11 protein-coding genes are annotated in these 17014 nt (G+C 67.4%); 7 read left to right on the forward strand and 4 right to left on the reverse strand.

Going from position 1 to position 17014, the window contains the following annotated elements; genetic code table 11:
• Positions 1 to 177 precede the first annotated feature (177 nt).
• The 5 genes from AZOLI_RS04905 to AZOLI_RS04925 all read left to right on the forward strand — a co-directional run bounded on the left by AZOLI_RS04905 (position 178) and on the right by AZOLI_RS04925 (position 5553).
• Positions 178 to 1218: an aspartate-semialdehyde dehydrogenase gene (locus tag AZOLI_RS04905; protein WP_014247480.1), complete on the forward strand. Its 1041-nt coding sequence runs from the start codon at positions 178 to 180 to the stop codon at positions 1216 to 1218.
• Positions 1219 to 1297: 79 nt separating this feature from the next.
• A complete protein-coding gene (locus AZOLI_RS04910; protein ID WP_244442525.1) occupies positions 1298 to 1642 on the forward strand; it encodes a phage tail protein in 345 nt (114 codons plus the stop codon).
• Positions 1643 to 1792: 150 nt separating this feature from the next.
• Entirely contained in the window at positions 1793 to 3400 is a 1608-nt protein-coding gene (locus AZOLI_RS04915; protein ID WP_014247482.1) for a peptide chain release factor 3, read from the forward strand.
• Positions 3401 to 3608: 208 nt separating this feature from the next.
• Positions 3609 to 5180, forward strand: coding sequence for a sensor histidine kinase (locus tag AZOLI_RS04920; RefSeq protein WP_014247483.1), 1572 nt, complete (start codon positions 3609 to 3611; stop codon positions 5178 to 5180).
• Positions 5173 to 5553: a response regulator gene (locus tag AZOLI_RS04925; protein ID WP_014247484.1), complete on the forward strand. Its 381-nt coding sequence runs from the start codon at positions 5173 to 5175 to the stop codon at positions 5551 to 5553. The genes AZOLI_RS04920 and AZOLI_RS04925 overlap by 8 nt, the downstream gene beginning before the upstream one ends.
• A 38-nt stretch (positions 5554 to 5591) precedes the next feature.
• Here AZOLI_RS04925 and AZOLI_RS04930 read toward each other — a convergent pair whose 3' ends face one another.
• The 4 genes from AZOLI_RS04930 to AZOLI_RS04945 all read right to left on the reverse strand — a co-directional run bounded on the left by AZOLI_RS04930 (position 5592) and on the right by AZOLI_RS04945 (position 14918).
• The gene (locus tag AZOLI_RS04930; protein ID WP_014247485.1) at positions 5592 to 6518 is read right to left on the reverse strand and encodes a transglutaminase family protein; all 927 of its coding nucleotides are present in this window, start codon (positions 6516 to 6518) and stop codon (positions 5592 to 5594) included.
• Positions 6519 to 6522: 4 nt separating this feature from the next.
• A complete protein-coding gene (locus tag AZOLI_RS04935; protein ID WP_244442526.1) occupies positions 6523 to 9141 on the reverse strand; it encodes a circularly permuted type 2 ATP-grasp protein in 2619 nt (872 codons plus the stop codon).
• A gap of 201 nt (positions 9142 to 9342) precedes the next feature.
• Positions 9343 to 11382 carry a di-heme-cytochrome C peroxidase gene (locus tag AZOLI_RS04940; RefSeq protein WP_014247487.1) on the reverse strand — a complete coding sequence of 680 codons (2040 nt, stop codon included), beginning with the start codon at positions 11380 to 11382 and terminating at the stop codon, positions 9343 to 9345.
• 182 nt (positions 11383 to 11564) lie between these two features.
• The gene (locus tag AZOLI_RS04945; protein WP_014247488.1) at positions 11565 to 14918 is read right to left on the reverse strand and encodes a DUF2126 domain-containing protein; all 3354 of its coding nucleotides are present in this window, start codon (positions 14916 to 14918) and stop codon (positions 11565 to 11567) included.
• 291 nt (positions 14919 to 15209) lie between these two features.
• Between AZOLI_RS04945 and AZOLI_RS04950 the strand changes: the two genes are divergently transcribed.
• Together AZOLI_RS04950 and AZOLI_RS30285 are read left to right on the forward strand one after the other, a co-directional pair.
• The gene (locus AZOLI_RS04950) at positions 15210 to 16097 is read left to right on the forward strand and encodes a hypothetical protein (RefSeq protein ID WP_244442527.1); all 888 of its coding nucleotides are present in this window, start codon (positions 15210 to 15212) and stop codon (positions 16095 to 16097) included.
• A gap of 34 nt (positions 16098 to 16131) precedes the next feature.
• On the forward strand, positions 16132 to 17010 hold the full coding sequence (locus tag AZOLI_RS30285; RefSeq protein WP_014247490.1) for a lysozyme inhibitor LprI family protein: 879 nt from the start codon (positions 16132 to 16134) through the stop codon (positions 17008 to 17010).
• Positions 17011 to 17014: the final 4 nt, after the last annotated feature.

Below are 17014 nucleotides of genomic sequence, written 5' to 3' on the forward strand. Positions count from 1 at the left end.
GCCACTCGCTTCGGCGGGCAGCGTCGTGGTGCGTGCTGATCGGATCGACCAGCGTTTCTTCCACGAGGCAGGCCCCGCCGGACATCGGACGGGGCCTCGTCGTATCCGGGGTCCGCTGTCCGAACGACCGATAGGCCGGTCCGATCAACAGTGCGATAGACAGGACGGAACCCCGACATGAGCAGCAACAACGCCTCCGCTTCCTCCAAGTCCCTCCGCGTCGCCGTGGTCGGCGCCACCGGCGCCGTCGGCCGCGAGATGGTCAAGGTCCTGCACGACCGCAATTTCCCGGTTGCCGAACTCGGCCTGTTCGCCTCCGAGCGGTCCGCCGGCAAGGTGCAGGAGACCCCCTACGGCGCCCTGACCCTGAAGGCCTTCGACGCCGCGGTGGTGAAGGGCTACGACGTTGCCCTGCTGGCGGTGTCGGGCGACTTCGCCAAGGCGCATGCCAAGGATCTGGCCTCGGCCGGCGCGCTGGTGATCGACAACAGCTCGGCCTTCCGCTACGACGCCGACATCCCGCTGATCGTTCCGGAAATCAACGCCCACGTCTTCCGCGAGGCGTACGCCGCCGGTTCGCGCCTGATCGCCAACCCGAACTGCACCACGGCCATCGCCGTCGTTGCGCTCGGCCCGCTGCACAAGGCCTTCGGCATCAAGCGCGCCATCGTCTCCACCTATCAGGCCACCAGCGGCGCCGGTGCCGAGGGCATGGCCGAGCTGGAGGAGCAGACGCGCAACCAGCTGGACGGCAAGCCGGTCACCAACAGCGTGTTCCGCCACCCGATCCCCTTCAACCTGATCCCCCAGATCGACGCCTTCCAGGAGAACGGCTACACGAAGGAGGAGATGAAGGTGACGTGGGAGACGCGGAAGATCATGGAGGTCCCGGACCTGCTGGTCAGCTGCACCGCCGTCCGCATCCCGACCTATCGTGCCCATTCCGAAGCCATCACGCTGGAGACCATCCAGCCGGTCACGCCCGACGCCGCCCGCGCGGTGCTGGCCGATGCCGCCGGCGTGAAGGTGGTGGACGATCCGGCCAACGGCGCCTATCCGATGCCGCTGAACGCCACCGGCCAGTATGACGTCGAGGTCGGCCGCATCCGCAGCAACCTGGTGTTCGGCGACCATGGCCTCGACCTGTTCGTCTGCGGCGACCAGCTGCTGAAGGGCGCTGCCCTGAATGCGGTGCAGATCGCCGAGCTGGCTCTCTGATCGAGTGCATTCTGCGGGGCGGATCGCCGTCCCGCAGAATTTATTGAAATGAATACGCTTGTAACGATTTCCCGGTTGCATGCATTTTATTGCGCGCCTCAAATTCGTCCGACAGGGCTTCGGACCGTCCGGGATAACCCGTGTCGCCGTCGCCATTGCATCCGAACGAGAGGCGATGATGGAATACCTGATCAGCGACATCATTCTGCTTGCCTGCAGCTACGTGCCTGAGAGCTTTCTACCCTGCGACGGCAGCATCGTTCCCATTGCGCAGTATCAGGCGCTCTACTCTCTGATCGGCACGCAATATGGCGGCGACGGCAGGACGACATTCGGTCTGCCGAACCTGAAGGGCAAGGAGCCGCTGCCCACCCTCCACTATGTCATCTGCTACAACGGCTATTATCCGCCGAGGCCCGCCTGACGGACCTGAGCCGGGACCGGACTGGCGGAACGCTCTGGAATCCGCCGGGCGCTGCTGCTATCTAATCGACGGGGGCCGATGGGCGTGTTTCGCCTGCCGGCCCCTTTCGCCGTTCTTACGATCACCTTCTCTTGTCACGGGACCTCGCGCATGTCCGAACTTCAGGACGCCGTCTCCCGCCGTCGGACCTTCGCCATCATCGCGCACCCCGACGCCGGTAAGACCACGCTCACGGAAAAGCTGCTGCTGTTCGGCGGTGCCATCCAGATGGCCGGCGCCGTCAAGGCGCGCGGCGAGCAGCGGCGTGCCAAGTCGGACTGGATGAAGGTGGAGCGCGAGCGCGGCATCTCGGTGACCGCCTCCGTCATGACCTTCGACTATGAGGGGCGCACCTTCAACCTGCTCGACACGCCGGGCCACGAAGATTTCTCGGAGGACACCTACCGCACGCTGACCGCGGTCGACAGCGCGGTGATGGTGATCGACGGCGCCAAGGGCATCGAGGCGCAGACTCTGAAGCTGTTCGAGGTCTGCCGTCTGCGCGACGTGCCGATCATGACCTTCTGCAACAAGATGGACCGCGAGGCGCGCGATCCCTTCGACCTGATCTCGGAGATCGAAAGCGCGCTGGCGCTGGAGGTCACGCCGGCCAGCTGGCCGATCGGCATGGGCCGCGACTTCCTTGGCTGCTACGACCTGATCCGCGACCGGCTGATCCTGATGGACCGCAGCAAGGGCGACGAGATCGACGAGGGCATCGAGTGCAACGGCCTGGACGATCCCCGTCTGGACGAGCTGCTGCCCGCCCACGCCGTCGCCAAGCTGCGCGAAGAGGTGGAGATGGCGCGCGGCCTGATGCCCGCCTTCGACCTGGAGGCCTATCGCGCCGGCCATCTGACGCCGATCTATTTCGGCTCCGCCATCAACAATTTCGGCGTGCGCGAGCTGCTGTCCGGTCTGGCGGAGAACGCGCCGCCGCCGCGTCCGCAGCCGGCCGATCCGCGCACCGTCCAGCCGGACGAGGAGAAGGTCACCGGCTTCGTGTTCAAGGTCCAGGCCAACATGGACCCGAACCACCGCGACCGCATCGCCTTCGTCCGCCTCTGCTCCGGCCGCTACAAGCGCGGCGCCAAGCTGAAGCACATCCGCTCCGGCAAGCTGATGGCGGTGAACAACGCCGTGCTGTTCCTGGCCCGCGACCGCGAGGTGGCGGAAGAGGCATGGCCCGGCGACATCATGGGCATCCCCAACCATGGATCCTTGCGCATCGGCGATACGCTGACGGAGGGCGAGGATTTGCGCTTCACCGGCGTGCCCAGCTTCGCCCCGGAACTGCTGCAGCGCGTCCGCCCCGACGATCCGATGCGGGTAAAGCATCTGCGCAAGGCGCTGGAGCATTTCGCCGAAGAGGGCGCTTCCCAGGTGTTCAAGCCGCTGACCGGCGCCGACTGGGTCGTCGGCGTGGTCGGCCAGCTGCAGTTCGAGGTGCTGGCCTCGCGAATCGAGGCGGAATACGGCATCGCCGCCCGCTTCGAAGGGGCCGGACTGGACGCCGCCCGCTGGGTCGAGACCGACGACAAGACCCAGCTGGAGAAGTTCATCGAGCTGAACCGCTCGGCGCTGGCGGAGGACCATGACGGCGCCCTGGTGTTCCTGGCGCGCAACGCCTGGCACCTGAACCGCGCGCAGGAGGATTTCCCGGCGCTGCGGTTCCTGAAGACGCGCGAACAGAACCGCAAGGTCCACACCGCGGCCTGACGGACAGTGCGATCTGCCTGTCGCCCGCCCTTGGTCGAACCCGGGGGCGGGCTCTCTTTTGTCGAGAGAGATACACACCGGTCTTCCCGGCTTGACGGACGGCTTGACGGCATCGGTCCGGTGACGGAACGTGTGCGAGTGCGCTTAACAGTTTCGACACTTATATAATGGCCTCCGTCGGACGGGCAGGGTCGGAAATGAGGCGGTCATGGCGTTGGGATTGGACGAAATTCTGGACTCCAGCGGCTTTGTTCCGCATGGCGTCTGCCTGCTGTGGCGGCCCGACATTCTGGCGCTGCATGTCGCTTCGGACATGCTCATCGGCCTGTCCTATTTCTCCATCCCGGTGGCTCTGGTCTATTTCGTCATGCGCCGGCGCGACGTCGACTTCGGCTGGATGGCGCTTCTGTTCGCCCTGTTCATCATCGCCTGCGGGAGCACCCATTTCCTGATGGTGTGGACCCTGTGGAACCCCGATTACGTGCTGGAGGGGCTGGTCAAGGCAGTCACCGCCTTTGCGTCACTGGGCACCGCCGCGGCCCTGTGGTGGCTGATGCCGCGCCTTCTCACCCTGCCGAGCCCGAAGCAGCTGGAGGCGACCAACCGCGCGCTGGAGCAGGAGATCGCCATCCGTCGTCAGATGGAAATGCGTTATTCCAGCTTCTTCAACAATCTGGCCGAGTCGCTGTTCATCGTCCAGGTCCTGCCCGATGGCGAGTTCGCCTTCGAGGCGATCAATCCGGCGCTGGCACGGTCGACCGGTCTGGACCCGGAAGGATTGCGTGACCGGCGTGTCACGGATGCGCTTGGGCCGGAAGTGGCCGAATCGATCATCCCCCGCTATACCGCCTGCCGCGACGGCGGCGAGAGCATCGATTACGAAGAGACTCTGCTTCTGCCGATCGGCCTGCGCGTCTTCCACACCATGCTGGTGCCGGTGAAGGATGCCGCCGGCCGTGTCGTGCAGATCCTGGGCAGCAGCCGCGACGTGACCGAGCGCAAGCGCCTGCAGGCCGAGGTGCTTCAGACCTCCAAGCTGGCGACCCTGGGCACGCTGGCCGCGGGCATGGCGCATGAGATGAGCCAGCCGCTGAACGTCATCCGCCTGTGGACGGAGAATATGCTGTCCCGCCTGCGCGACAATCTGCTGGAGCCCCAGCGGGCCGAACGGTCGCTGACCCTGGTGATCGAGCAGACCGACCGCATGGCCAAGCTGATCGACCATGTCCGCAGCTTCGGCCGTCGGGACGGCGGCGGCATGCAGGCCTTCACCCCCGCCCATTGTGTCCAGAACGCGGTGGATCTGGTGCGCCACCAGTATGCTTTGGAAGACATCGAGATCATAGAGAGTGCCACGTCGGCGCAAATGCCGGTAACCGGGCGTCCACTTGAATTGGAACAGGTGATACTCAACCTTTTCTCGAACGCGCGCGATGCTATCATCGCACTTCGTGCAACCGGTGGGGAGGCGGGACACATCATGGTGGCGGTCAGCGACGAGTCCGATGGTCAGAACGTCGCCATCCAGGTGACCGACGATGGCGGCGGCATCGATCCGTCGGTTCTGCCCCAGATCTTCGACCCCTTCTTCACGACCAAGGAGGTCGGCAAGGGATCGGGACTTGGCCTGTCGATCGGCTACGGCATCATCGACGGCATGGGTGGCCGCATCGATGCCCGCAACGTCGATCTGGAGGGGGGGCGCCACGGCGTCCGCTTCACCATAACCCTGCCCAGCCAGCCGGTTTCCTCTTCCGACAGGGAGCTGTCGCATGCCTGATCCATTACACATCCTGATCGCGGAGGACGAGGTTCTCGCGGCGATGGCGCTTGAGGATTTCCTGTCGCTCAAGGGCTTCCGCGTGACCGTCGCCGCCAATGGAGCCGAGGCGCTGGAACGCTACGGCCGCGAGCAGGTGCATGCGCTGGTGACCGACCTGCGCATGCCGCGCATGGACGGCCAGACCCTGATCCGCGAAATCCGCAATCGGGATGCGGCGTTGCCGGTGGTGGTGATGACCGGCTATCTGACGGAGGACAGCGACCTCAAGCATGAGCGCTGGAGGCCCCTGGAAATCCTCAGCAAGCCCGTGAACCCGCGCATCATCTGCGAAACCCTGCACCGCATGCTCGGCCTTCCGCTGGAGGCGTGAGCGGGACGGCCGCGTTCGGCGGTGACTGGCGGCGCGGCTCAGTCTTCCAGCGGTTCGACGTCGACGCTCACGGTCAGGCCGTGACCGGCCCCGCCGACCAGGACGCCGCGGGCCGGGCTGACATCGTCGTAATCGCGGCCCCAGGCGATGGTGATGAAGTCGCGGTTGGCGACGCAGGCATTGGTCGGGCAAATGTCCAGCCAGCCGGCGGCGGCCCCGCACCAGACCGATGCCCAGGCATGGCTGACGTCGGCGCCCACCAGCCGCGGTTGGCCCGGCGGGGGCAGGGTGCGCAGATATCCCGACACATAGCGGGCGGGCAGGCCCATGGCGCGGGCACAGCCGACGGCGATGTGGGCGAAATCCTGACAGACGCCGCGGCGGTTGCGCATCACCGCCGCCAACGGCGTGGCGACCGTCGTCGCGGCGGGGTCGAAGGCGAACTCCCGGTTTATGCGGTTCATCAGGTCGATGGCCGCCGCGACAGCCGGACGGCCGGGGGTATAGCTGACCCGTGCATAGTCCAGCAACTCCGGGCTGGATGCGACCAGAGCGCTGTCGAAGCAGTATTGCGTGATTTCCGCCCCGTCATCCGGTCCGGACAGGCCGCGCAGGCTGTCGCGCACATGGTCCCACGGCGCTGAAGCGCCGGGAGTCAGTGCCGGCGGCTCGAAAACCTCCACTTCGCTTTCGGCGATGACCGAGAAGGTCCGGTGCGGCTCCTGCACGGCGACATAGGTGACGGTGTTCCCGAAGTAATCCACCCGGTCCGACCGCACCGCCGGGACCGGATCGATGGTCAGCAGGCTGCGCCGGATGCGCTGGCGCGGGTGCGGCCGGGCGGTCAGGTGCAGCAGGTGGTGGGAGATCGGCACATCCTCGCCATAGTCGTAGGAGGTGGCGTGGCGCACGCGGTAGCGGGTGGAGGCGCCGCTGCCGCCGGGAAGCGGGGTGGGAGGGGTCATCGGGTCAGGCCGATCGTGCGAAGGCATGGCTGAAATAGGCATGCGCCAGGAAATTCGACACGTCCGGCAGCGACATTGCCAGCGTGTCCAGCAGCGCCCGCAGCGCATCGCCGGAGGCCATCGCCTCGGTCCGCTCCAGCCCGTTGCGGGCGGCGGCGACGATGGCCAGCGCCCCGCCGGTGGGATCGGTGCCGGTGCCGACGCCCTGGCTGGGCAGAGCCCGCATATGCCGGTCCAGTGCAGCAAGCTGGAAGGCAAGGGCGCGGGGGTTCGCCTCCTCGCCCAGCAGCAGGTCGAGAACGGAGCTGCGCTGGACGCTGGTCAGATGGCGGGCGCGGTAGGTCATCACGCTTTCGCCCAGCTCCAGCAGGACCGCCAGGGTGGCCGCCTGCATCGGCTCGTCCAGGCGGTCGAGGTCGGCGACATGGACGCCGCGCATCAGCGCGATCATGTGCAGCGACCGTTCGATGCGCCGCCCGATGTCGAGGAAGCGCCAGCCGGCGCCGCGGGTCATGCTCTCCTGCTCCAGCCCGGAGAAGGCGGCCAGCGTGATCATCACGTCGTCCAGCCGCAGCAGGAGCGACGCCGGGTCCATCCGCCCCTTCGGCGGCTGGGTCTGGCGGTCGATGGCCGACACCACCCGCCACATGTCCATCGACAGGCGGTCGCGCACCGAATAGGCGGTGCGGTGCAGGCGCAGAACCTGTGCGCGCAGGCTGTTGGGGTGGTCCGGGTCGTTCACCGCCGCATGCAGCGCCTCGCGCAGGCCGCGGTTGGCGCCGCTTTCCGTCACCTGCGCCATGTCGGCCGGGATCATCCCGAGCGAGCAGAGCAGGTCGAGCAGCGGGCGGACTTGCAGGGTGGCGCCCGGCATGTTGCTGTCGATCAGCCGGCTCTGCGTCGCGCGCAGCAGGCGCAGCGCCCCCTCCGCCCGTTCGGCATAGCGGCCGAGCCAATAGAGGCCGTCGGCGACGCGGCTGGGCAGGTCGTTGGCGGATGGGCGGGCGCCGCTGGCCGTCGGCTCCGTCGCCAGGGCCGGCCGTGGCTGGGCGGACGAGACATCGGCGCGCCGCGGCGCCAGGATCCAGGTGTCCTTGCTGCCGCCGCCGCTCTGCATCGACACCACCAGCCGGCCGGACTCGCTCGACACGCGGGTCAGCCCGCCGGGCATGACGGCATAGCCGCCGCTGGGGGTGGCGCAGAGGAAGACGCGCAGCACCAGCGGGCGCGGCTGCAGCCGTCCGTCCTGCCAGACCGGGGCGGTGGACAGCGCCATCTGTTCCTGCGCCACGAAATACCAGGGACGGCGCTTGATCCGCTCGATCAGCGCCGACCGCTCGGCGGCCGACAGCTGGGCGCCGAAGATCGGCTCGAAGGACAGGGAGGGGAAGGCCGGCTTGACGACCAGACCGTCGAGATGGTCGATGACGTAGGCGCGCTCGGCATCGTTGCCGCACCACCAGCTGGCGACGCCGGGCAGCCGCAGCTCCTCCCCCAGCAGATGGCGGCAGAGCGTCGGCAGCGACGATTTCATCGCCATCGATTCCATCAGGCCGGAGCCCAGCGCGTTCGCCATCACCACATTGCCGGCGCGCACCGCCTCGATCAGCCCGGCCACGCCCAGCGAACTGTCGGCGCGCAGTTCCAGCGGATCGGCGAAGTCGGCGTCGAGCCGGCGCAGGATCACGTCGACCTGTTCCAGCCCCGACAGGGTCTTCAGGAACACCGTCCGGTCGCGCACCGTCAGGTCCGCCCCCTCGACCAGGGTCAGGCCGAGATAGCGGGCGAGATAGACATGCTCGAAATAGGTCTCGTTGTAGGGGCCGGGGGTCAGCAGGACCACGCGCGGCAGGCTGCGGGCGCCGCCGGTTCCGTTCGCCCGCGGCGCCAGCGACAGCAGCGTTTCCTTGAAGGTGTCGAAGAAGCCGGTCAGCCGTTCCACCTGGCAATGGCGGAAGCTGTCGGGCAGCACCTTGGCGATCACCGCGCGGTTTTCCAGCGCATAGCCGCTGCCGCTCGGCGCCTGGGTGCGGTCGGACAGCACCCACCAGCGCCCGTCCGGCGCGCGGGCGAGGTCGACGGCGTAGAAATGCAGGTGGACGTCGTTGGGCACGCGGATGCCGTGGACGGCGCGGCGGAATCCGGGGTCGGCATGGATCACCGACGGCGGCAGCCGGCCGTAGCGGGTCAGCGTCTGCGGTCCATAGATGTCGGTCAGGATGGCGTTCAGCAGCGAGGCGCGCTGGATCAGCCCCGATTCGATGGCCTTCCATTCATGCGCCGGCAGCAGCAGCGGCATCATGTCGAGCGGCCAGGGCCGCTCCATCCCGTTGGGATCGCCGTAGATGTTGTAGGTGACGCCGTTCTGGTGCAGCAGCCGCCGCGCCTCCTCCCACCGCTCCGCCATCTGGTCGGAGTCGAGGGGACCCAGCGTGCTCATGAAGGTCTGCCAGTGCGGCCGCAGCCGGCCCTGGCCGGTCACCATCTCGTCATAGACCTGGCCGGAGCCATAGCCGATGGCATCGGCCTCGCCGAACAGCGACCCCTGTGTGAAGGGAACCGGCGGCATCCCCGACGGGACCACGGACGCCGGCGCGCGGAAAGGCTGATCGGGCTTGGACAAGGTCTGACTGATGCTTTTTGCCTATGAACGGAGCAACAGTCTGAACGTCCGCGTGCTGCGATGCAAGGCTGGCGGCCGGCGAACCAATCCGAAAGAGGAAAGAGTTCGCAATCGGACGGCCCGCCTCCGCCTAAAAAAAAGCCGGAGCGCCGCGAAAAGCGACGCTCCGGCTTGCCGGATGTTGCGGAAAACCGCCGGGTATCAGAGCGTCTTCAGGTATTCCAGCAGCTGCCAGCGCTGCGCGTCGGTCAGGCCGGCACCGAACTCGTGGCCGGTGTTGCGGTTGCCCGGCTTCGTCGCGTCATAGACGAAGCTGGCGCCCGCCGCCGAGGAATCCACGCCGACCTTGACCGGGTCGATGGAGGTGCTGCCCATGCGGAAGGTCGCCGACCGCTTGGATGCCGGCAGCAGCATCTCATACAGGTTGGGGACCGATCCGTTGTGCATGTAGGGCGCCGTCGCCCACACGCCGTCCAGCGGACGGGCCTTGTAGGCCAGCAGCATCTTGATGGTGCCGGCCAGCGCTTCCTCGTCGGAGCTGGCGCTGCCGGAGGTGGACGCCTTGGCGGGAGCGGCGGCGGCCTTCGCCGCGCTGCCGCCGGCCGGGACGGCGCCGACGGTCGGCTTGGTCTGGCCGCGGCCGGTCAGGGCGGCGATCACCTTCTGGTGGTCGGCCGTCTGCTTGGCGCCCGGCTTCACGAAGGGCGTGGTGTCGAGCGTGCCGCCCTTCGCCTGCGATTCCGCCGACCAGCCGGCGGGGGCGCTGGCGGTCAGCCAGGGCGCCGGGGCATCGTCGCCCTTCAGCAGGTCGAGCAGCAGGCCCGGCTCGCGCACCAGATCGCCGAGGATGGCGCCGATCACCGCGTTGGACAGCAGGTTGGCGGCGAGATCCGGGTTCTTCAGCGGCTTGCCGCCGAGCAGCTGCGGCGGCATGGCGACGTTGGCGATGGCGCCGGTGTCGACCTGACGGCACAGCGCATCGACCGCCATCTTCGGATCGGCGTCATAGTTGACGGTGATCATCTTGGCGGCGACGGCGGCATCGACGCCCTTGGTGCAGATGGTGCCGAAGGCCGCGATGACCGCCTTGGCGTTGTCCGGCTGCGCCCAGTTGAACAGCGGCACCATCTGGATGGGGGCGGTGGTATAGGTCTCGCCGCGCGGCAGGATGGCGTGGCAGCTCTCGCAGTTTTCCTTGTAGATCGGCTCGCCGGCCGCGGCCTTGACGATGTCGACGTTGCCGGCGAGGCTGTCCGGCCACACCGGCGACCGCAGCTTGCGCAGCTGGTTTTCCATGTCGACCAGATTGCGGCCGCGGACCGTGGACTTGTAATAGTAATGGGCGGCGTCGGCCGGCGGCTTCAGCGTCACCTTGCCGAACACGCCCAGCACCTCGCCGGCATTGCGGCCCAGAGCGTCGAAGGCGGTGGCGTTCGGCAGCAGGCCGTTCCACTGCACCCGCGGCTGGTGCGGCGCATCCCACAGGTAAGGATAGCTGACCGGCGCGTTGGGGGCGCGGTTGTTCTTCGGCAGGTTCAGGTCGATCGCCGACACGCGGTTGAAGATCATGCCGAAGGCGTCGGTGCGCATCGGCCCCCAGGGCGTGTCCGGGGTGCTGGCGGCGACGAATTCGGCGAAGGAGCGGTCGAAGTCCTTCAGCGCGTTGTACAGCGCCAGCTTCTGCTGGTCGGTGGCGTTGGCGCCCAGCACGCGGGTGGCGAAGGGCTGGAAGGCGGCGTCGCTGGTCACGGTGGTGTGGACCGCGTTGCTCAGCCCGCTGATGAAGCCATAGAGGTCGCCGGTGGTGACCGCGCCGTCGATGCGCATGGTCTTGCCGTTCACCGTCACGTCGCCGGTGTGGCAGGCGGCACAGGTCATGCCGAACCATTCGGTCTTGTCGGGATCGGTGTCCTTGACGAAGCCGACCGGCAGCAGATCGGGGTTCCAGGTGGCCGACGTGTTGGCGGGATAGCCGTAGCGGGGGATGCTCTTGACGAAGGGCTGCTTGGTCTGCGGATCCTCCAGCGCCATGAACCAGTCATAGCGCATGATCTGCGAGCCCTGGGTGGTGGTGTAGTACCACTGGCGGGCTTCCTGCGACCAGCCCTGGTCCAGATACCACAGACCGTTGACCTCGGTCGGCGGCTTGACCGGCACGGGGCGGGGCGGCTTGGGCGGCTCGGCGCAGGAGGCAAGCAGCAGCGCGGAGGCGGCCAGGGTCGCGTAAACGGGGGTTTTCATCCCGGTTGTTCCCTTATCGGTGGCGTGGCGCGTGGGCCTTCGACCGATGAGGGTAATTCCGATAATCGTAATACGGGTAGTGCTATCGCGTTATGACGCTGAAAAATGGATGACTGACCGGTCATGGTGAAGCGCCCTCTCCCGTCCCGGGAGAGGGCGTATGTCACCAGCGGCGATGGGCTTCAACCCCGCCGCAGATCCAGCGTCATCGGGAATTGCGGGTTGCGTTCCTCCGCCGGGACGTCCATCGGGCCGGGGGTGTGGCCGAAGGGGAAGAAGCGGGCCAGACGGCGCCCCTCCGCCTCGTTGGCGTTGACCGGGAAGGTCTCGTAGTTGCGGCCGCCCGGATGCATGACGTGATAGGTGCAGCCGCCGATCGACCGGCCGGCCCAGCTGTCGAGGATGTCGAAGATCAGCGGGGTGTGGACCGGGATCGTCGGGTGCAGGCAGGACGGCGGTTGCCACGCACGATAGCGCACGCCGCCGACGAACTCGCCCTCCACCCCGGTCGGGATCAGCGGCACGCGCCGGCCGTTGCAGGTGATGACGTGGCGGGCGTCGATCAGGCCGCTGACGCGCACCTGCACCCGCTCCACCGAGCTGTCGACATAGCGCACCGTGCCGCCGCCGCCCGGCTCCTCGCCCAGCACATGCCAGGGCTCCAGCGCCATGCGCAGTTCCATGGTGATGCCGCGCTGGCTGACATGGCCGTAGACCGGGAAGCGGAAGTTGAAGTGCGGCGCGAACCAGCCGTCCTCCAGCGGATAGCCGTGGTCGCGCAGATCCTGCAGCACGTCGGCCATGTCCTGCTGGACGAAATGCGGCAGCATGAAGCGGTCGTGCAGGTCGGTGCCCCAGCGCACCAGCCGGCCCTTGTAGGGATGCTTCCAGAAGCGCGCGACCAGCGCCCGCATCAGAAGCTGCTGGGTCAGGCTCATCTCCGCGTGCGGCGGCATCTCGAAGGCGCGGAATTCGACAAGGCCGAGGCGGCCGGTGGAGCTGTCCGGCGAATAGAGCTTGTCGATGCAGAACTCCGCCCGGTGGGTGTTGCCCTGCACGTCGACCAGCAGGTTGCGCAGCACCCGGTCGACCAGCCAGGGCGGGCAGTTGCCGCTCGCCGCCGCCTGATCGATCTGGTTGAAAGCGATTTCCAGCTCATAGAGCTGGTCGTCGCGCGCCTCGTCAACGCGCGGGGCCTGGCTGGTCGGGCCGATGAACAGGCCGGAGAAGACGTAGGACAGGGCAGGGTGGTTCTGCCAGTAGGTGATGAGGCTGCGCAGCAGGTCGGGCCGGCGCAGGAAGGGGCTGTCGGCCGCGGTGGCGCCGCCCATCACCACATGGTTGCCGCCGCCGGTGCCGCAATGGCGCCCGTCGATCATGAACTTCTCCGCCCCCAGGCGGGACTGGCGGGCATCCTCGTAGAGCGCGATGGTGTTGCGCACCAGATCGTCCCAGCTGTGGGCGGGGTGGATGTTCACCTCGATCACGCCGGGATCGGGAGTGACGGCCAGCGAGTTCAGGCGCGGGTCCTTCGGCGGCTGATAGCCTTCGATGACCACCGGCATCTCAAGCTCGACCGCCGTCGCCTCGATCTCCGCCAGCATCGCCAGATAGTCCTCCAGCGTGCTCATCGGCGGCATGAACAGGTGCAGGCGCCCGTTGCGCGCCTCGCAGCTCAGGGCGGTGCGCACCACCCACCAGGCCGACTTGCCTTCTTCCGGCAGTTCATCGCGGATTTCTGCCATGATGCGCTGGCGCTGGGCGATCCGCTTGTCGGTGTGGACGCCGCGGTCGGACTCCTGGACGGCGCCGCGGATCTCCTGCCGGCGCTGCACCGGATGAGGGGGAAGCGGGCCGCGATCCTCGAACGGGTCGGTCTCCCAGGCATAGGGGTAGTCGGACTTCGACACCCAGGGCAGCGAGCCCAGCGGCAGGCGGTAGCCGACCGGGCTGTCGCCGGGGATCAGCAGCAGCTTCTCCTGGCGCAGCGGCCATGTGCTGGACAGCCAGACCGGCCCCTGCTGGGTCATGCGGCGGTTGATCGGCATGACGAAGCCCACAGGCTCGTTGAGGCCGCGGGTGAAGACGCGGGTCAGCCGCTCCCGCTCCTCCTTGTCGTCGAGCCTGCTGTTCAGCGGATCGACATTGATGGGAAGCTGCGACTCCTTGCGCAGGTAATGCCAGGGATCCTCATAGGCGCCGAGCACGAGATTGGGGTCGAGGCCCAGCCGCTTCGCCAGCGCCATCAGGAACACGCCGGCATCCTGTGCGGTGTGGCCGTAATCGGTATCCTCGCGCGCCAGCAGGTCGCTGTTGGCCCACAGAGCCTCGCCGTCGCGGCGCCAGTAGAGCGTCATCGCCCAGCGCGGCAGCGATTCGCCGGGATACCATTTGCCCTGGCCGAAATGCAGCAGGCCGCCGGGGGCGAAGCGGGCCATCAGCCGGTGGATCAGGTCGGCGGCCATTTTCCGCTTTTGCGGACCCAGCGCCGCGGTGTTCCATTCCGCGCCGTCCATGTCGTCGATGGAGACGAAGGTCGGCTCCCCGCCCATGGTCAGGCGGACGTCCCCGGTCTTCAGATCCTCGTCCACCCGATGGCCCAGCGCCTCGATCGCCGCCCATTGCTCGGCCGTATAGGGCTTGGTGACGCGCGGCGCCTCGTAGATGCGGGTGACCGACATCTCATGGCCGAACTCTACCTCCGCCTCGTCGACGAGGCCCGAAATGGGGGCGGCGGAGGAGGCGTCGGGCGTGCAGGCCAGCGGAATGTGCCCCTCGCCCGCCAGCAGGCCGGAGGTGGGGTCCAGCCCGACCCAGCCGGCGCCGGGCAGGAACACCTCGGTCCAGGCATGCAGGTCGGTGAAGTCGCTTTCCGGACCGGAGGGGCCGTCCAGCGCCTTCTGATCGGCGGTCAGCTGGATCAGGTAGCCGGAGACGAAACGGGCGGCGAGGCCAAGGTTGCGCAGGATCTGCACCAGCAGCCAGGCCGAATCGCGGCAGGATCCGGTGCGCTTGGTCAGCGTTTCCGCACAGGTCTGGATGCCCGGCTCCATCCGGATGACATAGCCGATGTCCTGCTGAAGCCGTTGGTTCACCGCGACCAGGAAATCGATGGTCGGTGTCTTCTCGCGCGGGATGTTCTTGAGGTAGGCGGCCAGTTCCGGCCCCGGTTCCTCCGTCTCCAGATAGGGGCGCAGCTCGCGCTGCAGCCAGTCGTCGTAGGCGAAGGGGATATGGCTCGCCTTCTCTTCCAGGAAGAAGTCGAAGGGGTTGATCGCGGCGATTTCGGCGACCAGATCGACCTCGACGATGAACTCGCGCGTCTTTTCCGGGAAGACGAAGCGGGCCTGGAAGTTGGACTGCGGATCCTGCTGCCAGTTCAGGAAATGCTGCTTCGGCGTGACCTTCAGCGAATAGCTGAGGATCGGCGTCCGGCAATGGGGCGCCGGGCGAAGGCGGATGATCTGCGGGCCGAGGGACACCGGCCTGTCGTAGCGATAGATCGTCTTGTGATTCAGCGCGACGTGGATCGCCATGGAAAACCCCGCCTCATGCCTGTTCGATGATGGTCGCGCCCCGGTTTGCTCCGGGGTCGCCGCTGCAACGGTAACACCGAAAAATCCGGCCCGACAGGGCGGCTCGGCACCGATCCTACCGCAGTTGCGAAAAAGTCACGAAGTTGCCGATGACGTGCGCTGCGGCTTTCTTCCGTTCGCGTTACCCTTTATATCCTAATCGGATGGGGTATCGCTGCGGTGGGGTCTCGCGTTTGGATGGTGTCGGTGGCGGCTTCTTCGATATTGGGCGGCAACCGTGGGGCGGATGGCATGGGCGACGCGGGCAATAGCGGCGCCGGACGTGGCGTCGTTACCGGGAAGTATTTCAATTTCAAGCCGCTGCCTCCGCCGGCGGATATATTGGGCAACCCGCTGGTCGTGCCCAACCTGCCGACGCACAAGCTGCCGAAGGAGACGTTCGGCAGCCGGATGAAGCGTTTCCTTGCCCGGCTGAACCTGGGCAGCCAATCGGCGGAGACCCGGCTGCGCTGGAAGCTGTACGACACCATCCAGGCGACCATGGCGTCGCTGTCGCCCGCCGTGACGCTGGTGGCGGAAAAGCGGGCGCCGGCGAAGCAGAAGAAGCTGTCGGTCCCGGTGGTCGTCGTGCGCCATCCCTATCACCTGCGCCATGTGTTCGAGATGCTGCCGAGCATCCCCGATGCGCTGGCGCCTGAGCGGCATTTCATCGAACTGCTGATGACCCGCGCGCTGAAGCGGTATGGCGAGCAGATGGCCCTGATGAAGGGCAGCGCCTTTTCCTTCGAGCATGAGGCGCGGGAGTATTTCTTCGCGGGCTTCAAGCTGGAAAAGCAGATCAAGAAGGTCAACAGTCCGGACGAGCGCTTCGCGGCACTGCAGGCGATCCACACGAACTACTTCCATGGCCGGAATTATTATTACTTCGCGCTGCTGAGACGGGAAAAGCTTGCGCCCGACAACAAGCTGTTCATGCTGTTCGCCCGTGCTGTGTACTTCATGGCGCGGATCGATTGGAACGGCGAGCTGTTGGAGAAGCCGAACCCGCGCGCGCTGCCCAGCCGCGACGACATGCTGTTTTTCGTGGAGCGTGACAAGTCGGTCGTGACGCGCTATCGCACCGACCAGGATTTCCAGCGTCAGGTCAAAGCCGTGCTGGAAGCCTTCCCCGCCTCGTGACGTCCTGCTTCATCATTACCCAAGGTTTCCTGCCATGCGTGCCCTGTCCCTGGTGAGCGGTCTTCTGGCCGCCGGCTCCAAGCTCGCGGTTCTGGCGCTTGCGGTTCTGGCGCTCGCGGTTCCGGCGGCGGCTCCGGCCCTGGCTGAGACGCCGGTCCCGGAGGCTGCGGCGGCGGACTGCGATGCGGCAGGGACGCCGTCGGCGCAACTGCTGTGCCGCGACGCCGGCTTGGTGGCCGCCGGCGAGGCGATGGAGGCGGCGCTGGCGGCGCTGGGCGCAACCACCGACGACACCGGACGGGCGGCGATCGAGGCGGGCCAGACCGTCTGGCGGGCACGGCGTGACGATGCCTGCCCGGTGACGGCCGCCGACCTTGCCGATGCCAAGGCGACCAAGTCCCGCACCGACTGCCTGCTGCGCGTCACCCGGCAGCGCACCGCGGCGCTGGAGTCGGAACGTCAGGCGCGGTCCCATCCGGTCGCCGATCTGCCTCTGGCCGTCACCGGAGCGGCCGCACCGCGGTTCGTGGCGCCGCAGACGCCGGTGCCGCCGGTCAACCGCAAGGCGACGCTGGCGGCCTTGGCCGGGCGCTGGGCCAAGGCCGATCCGAACGACCGCACCGCCATCGACGACTGCCGCACGTCCTATCTGGAGATCGGTGCCGACCGGACCCTGTCCGCCGTGGATGCGCGGGTGCCCCAGTTCCCGCTGACCGGCCGGTTGCCGGCCGATGGCGATCCGGTGGAGCAGGTGCCGGTGCAGCCCCTGCAGCCGGAAGGAGCCACGGAAGACGCGCCTGCGCCGTTGGCCACCCTGCGGCTGCTGCCCGCCGATTCGGCGCGCTTCGACCGGCTGATCCTGCGCATGGCGGCACCCGCCACCTTCGCGGCGGAATTCGTCCGCTGCCGATAGGGGA

This window comes from Azospirillum lipoferum 4B (assembly GCF_000283655.1).
Classification (GTDB): domain Bacteria; phylum Pseudomonadota; class Alphaproteobacteria; order Azospirillales; family Azospirillaceae; genus Azospirillum; species Azospirillum lipoferum_C.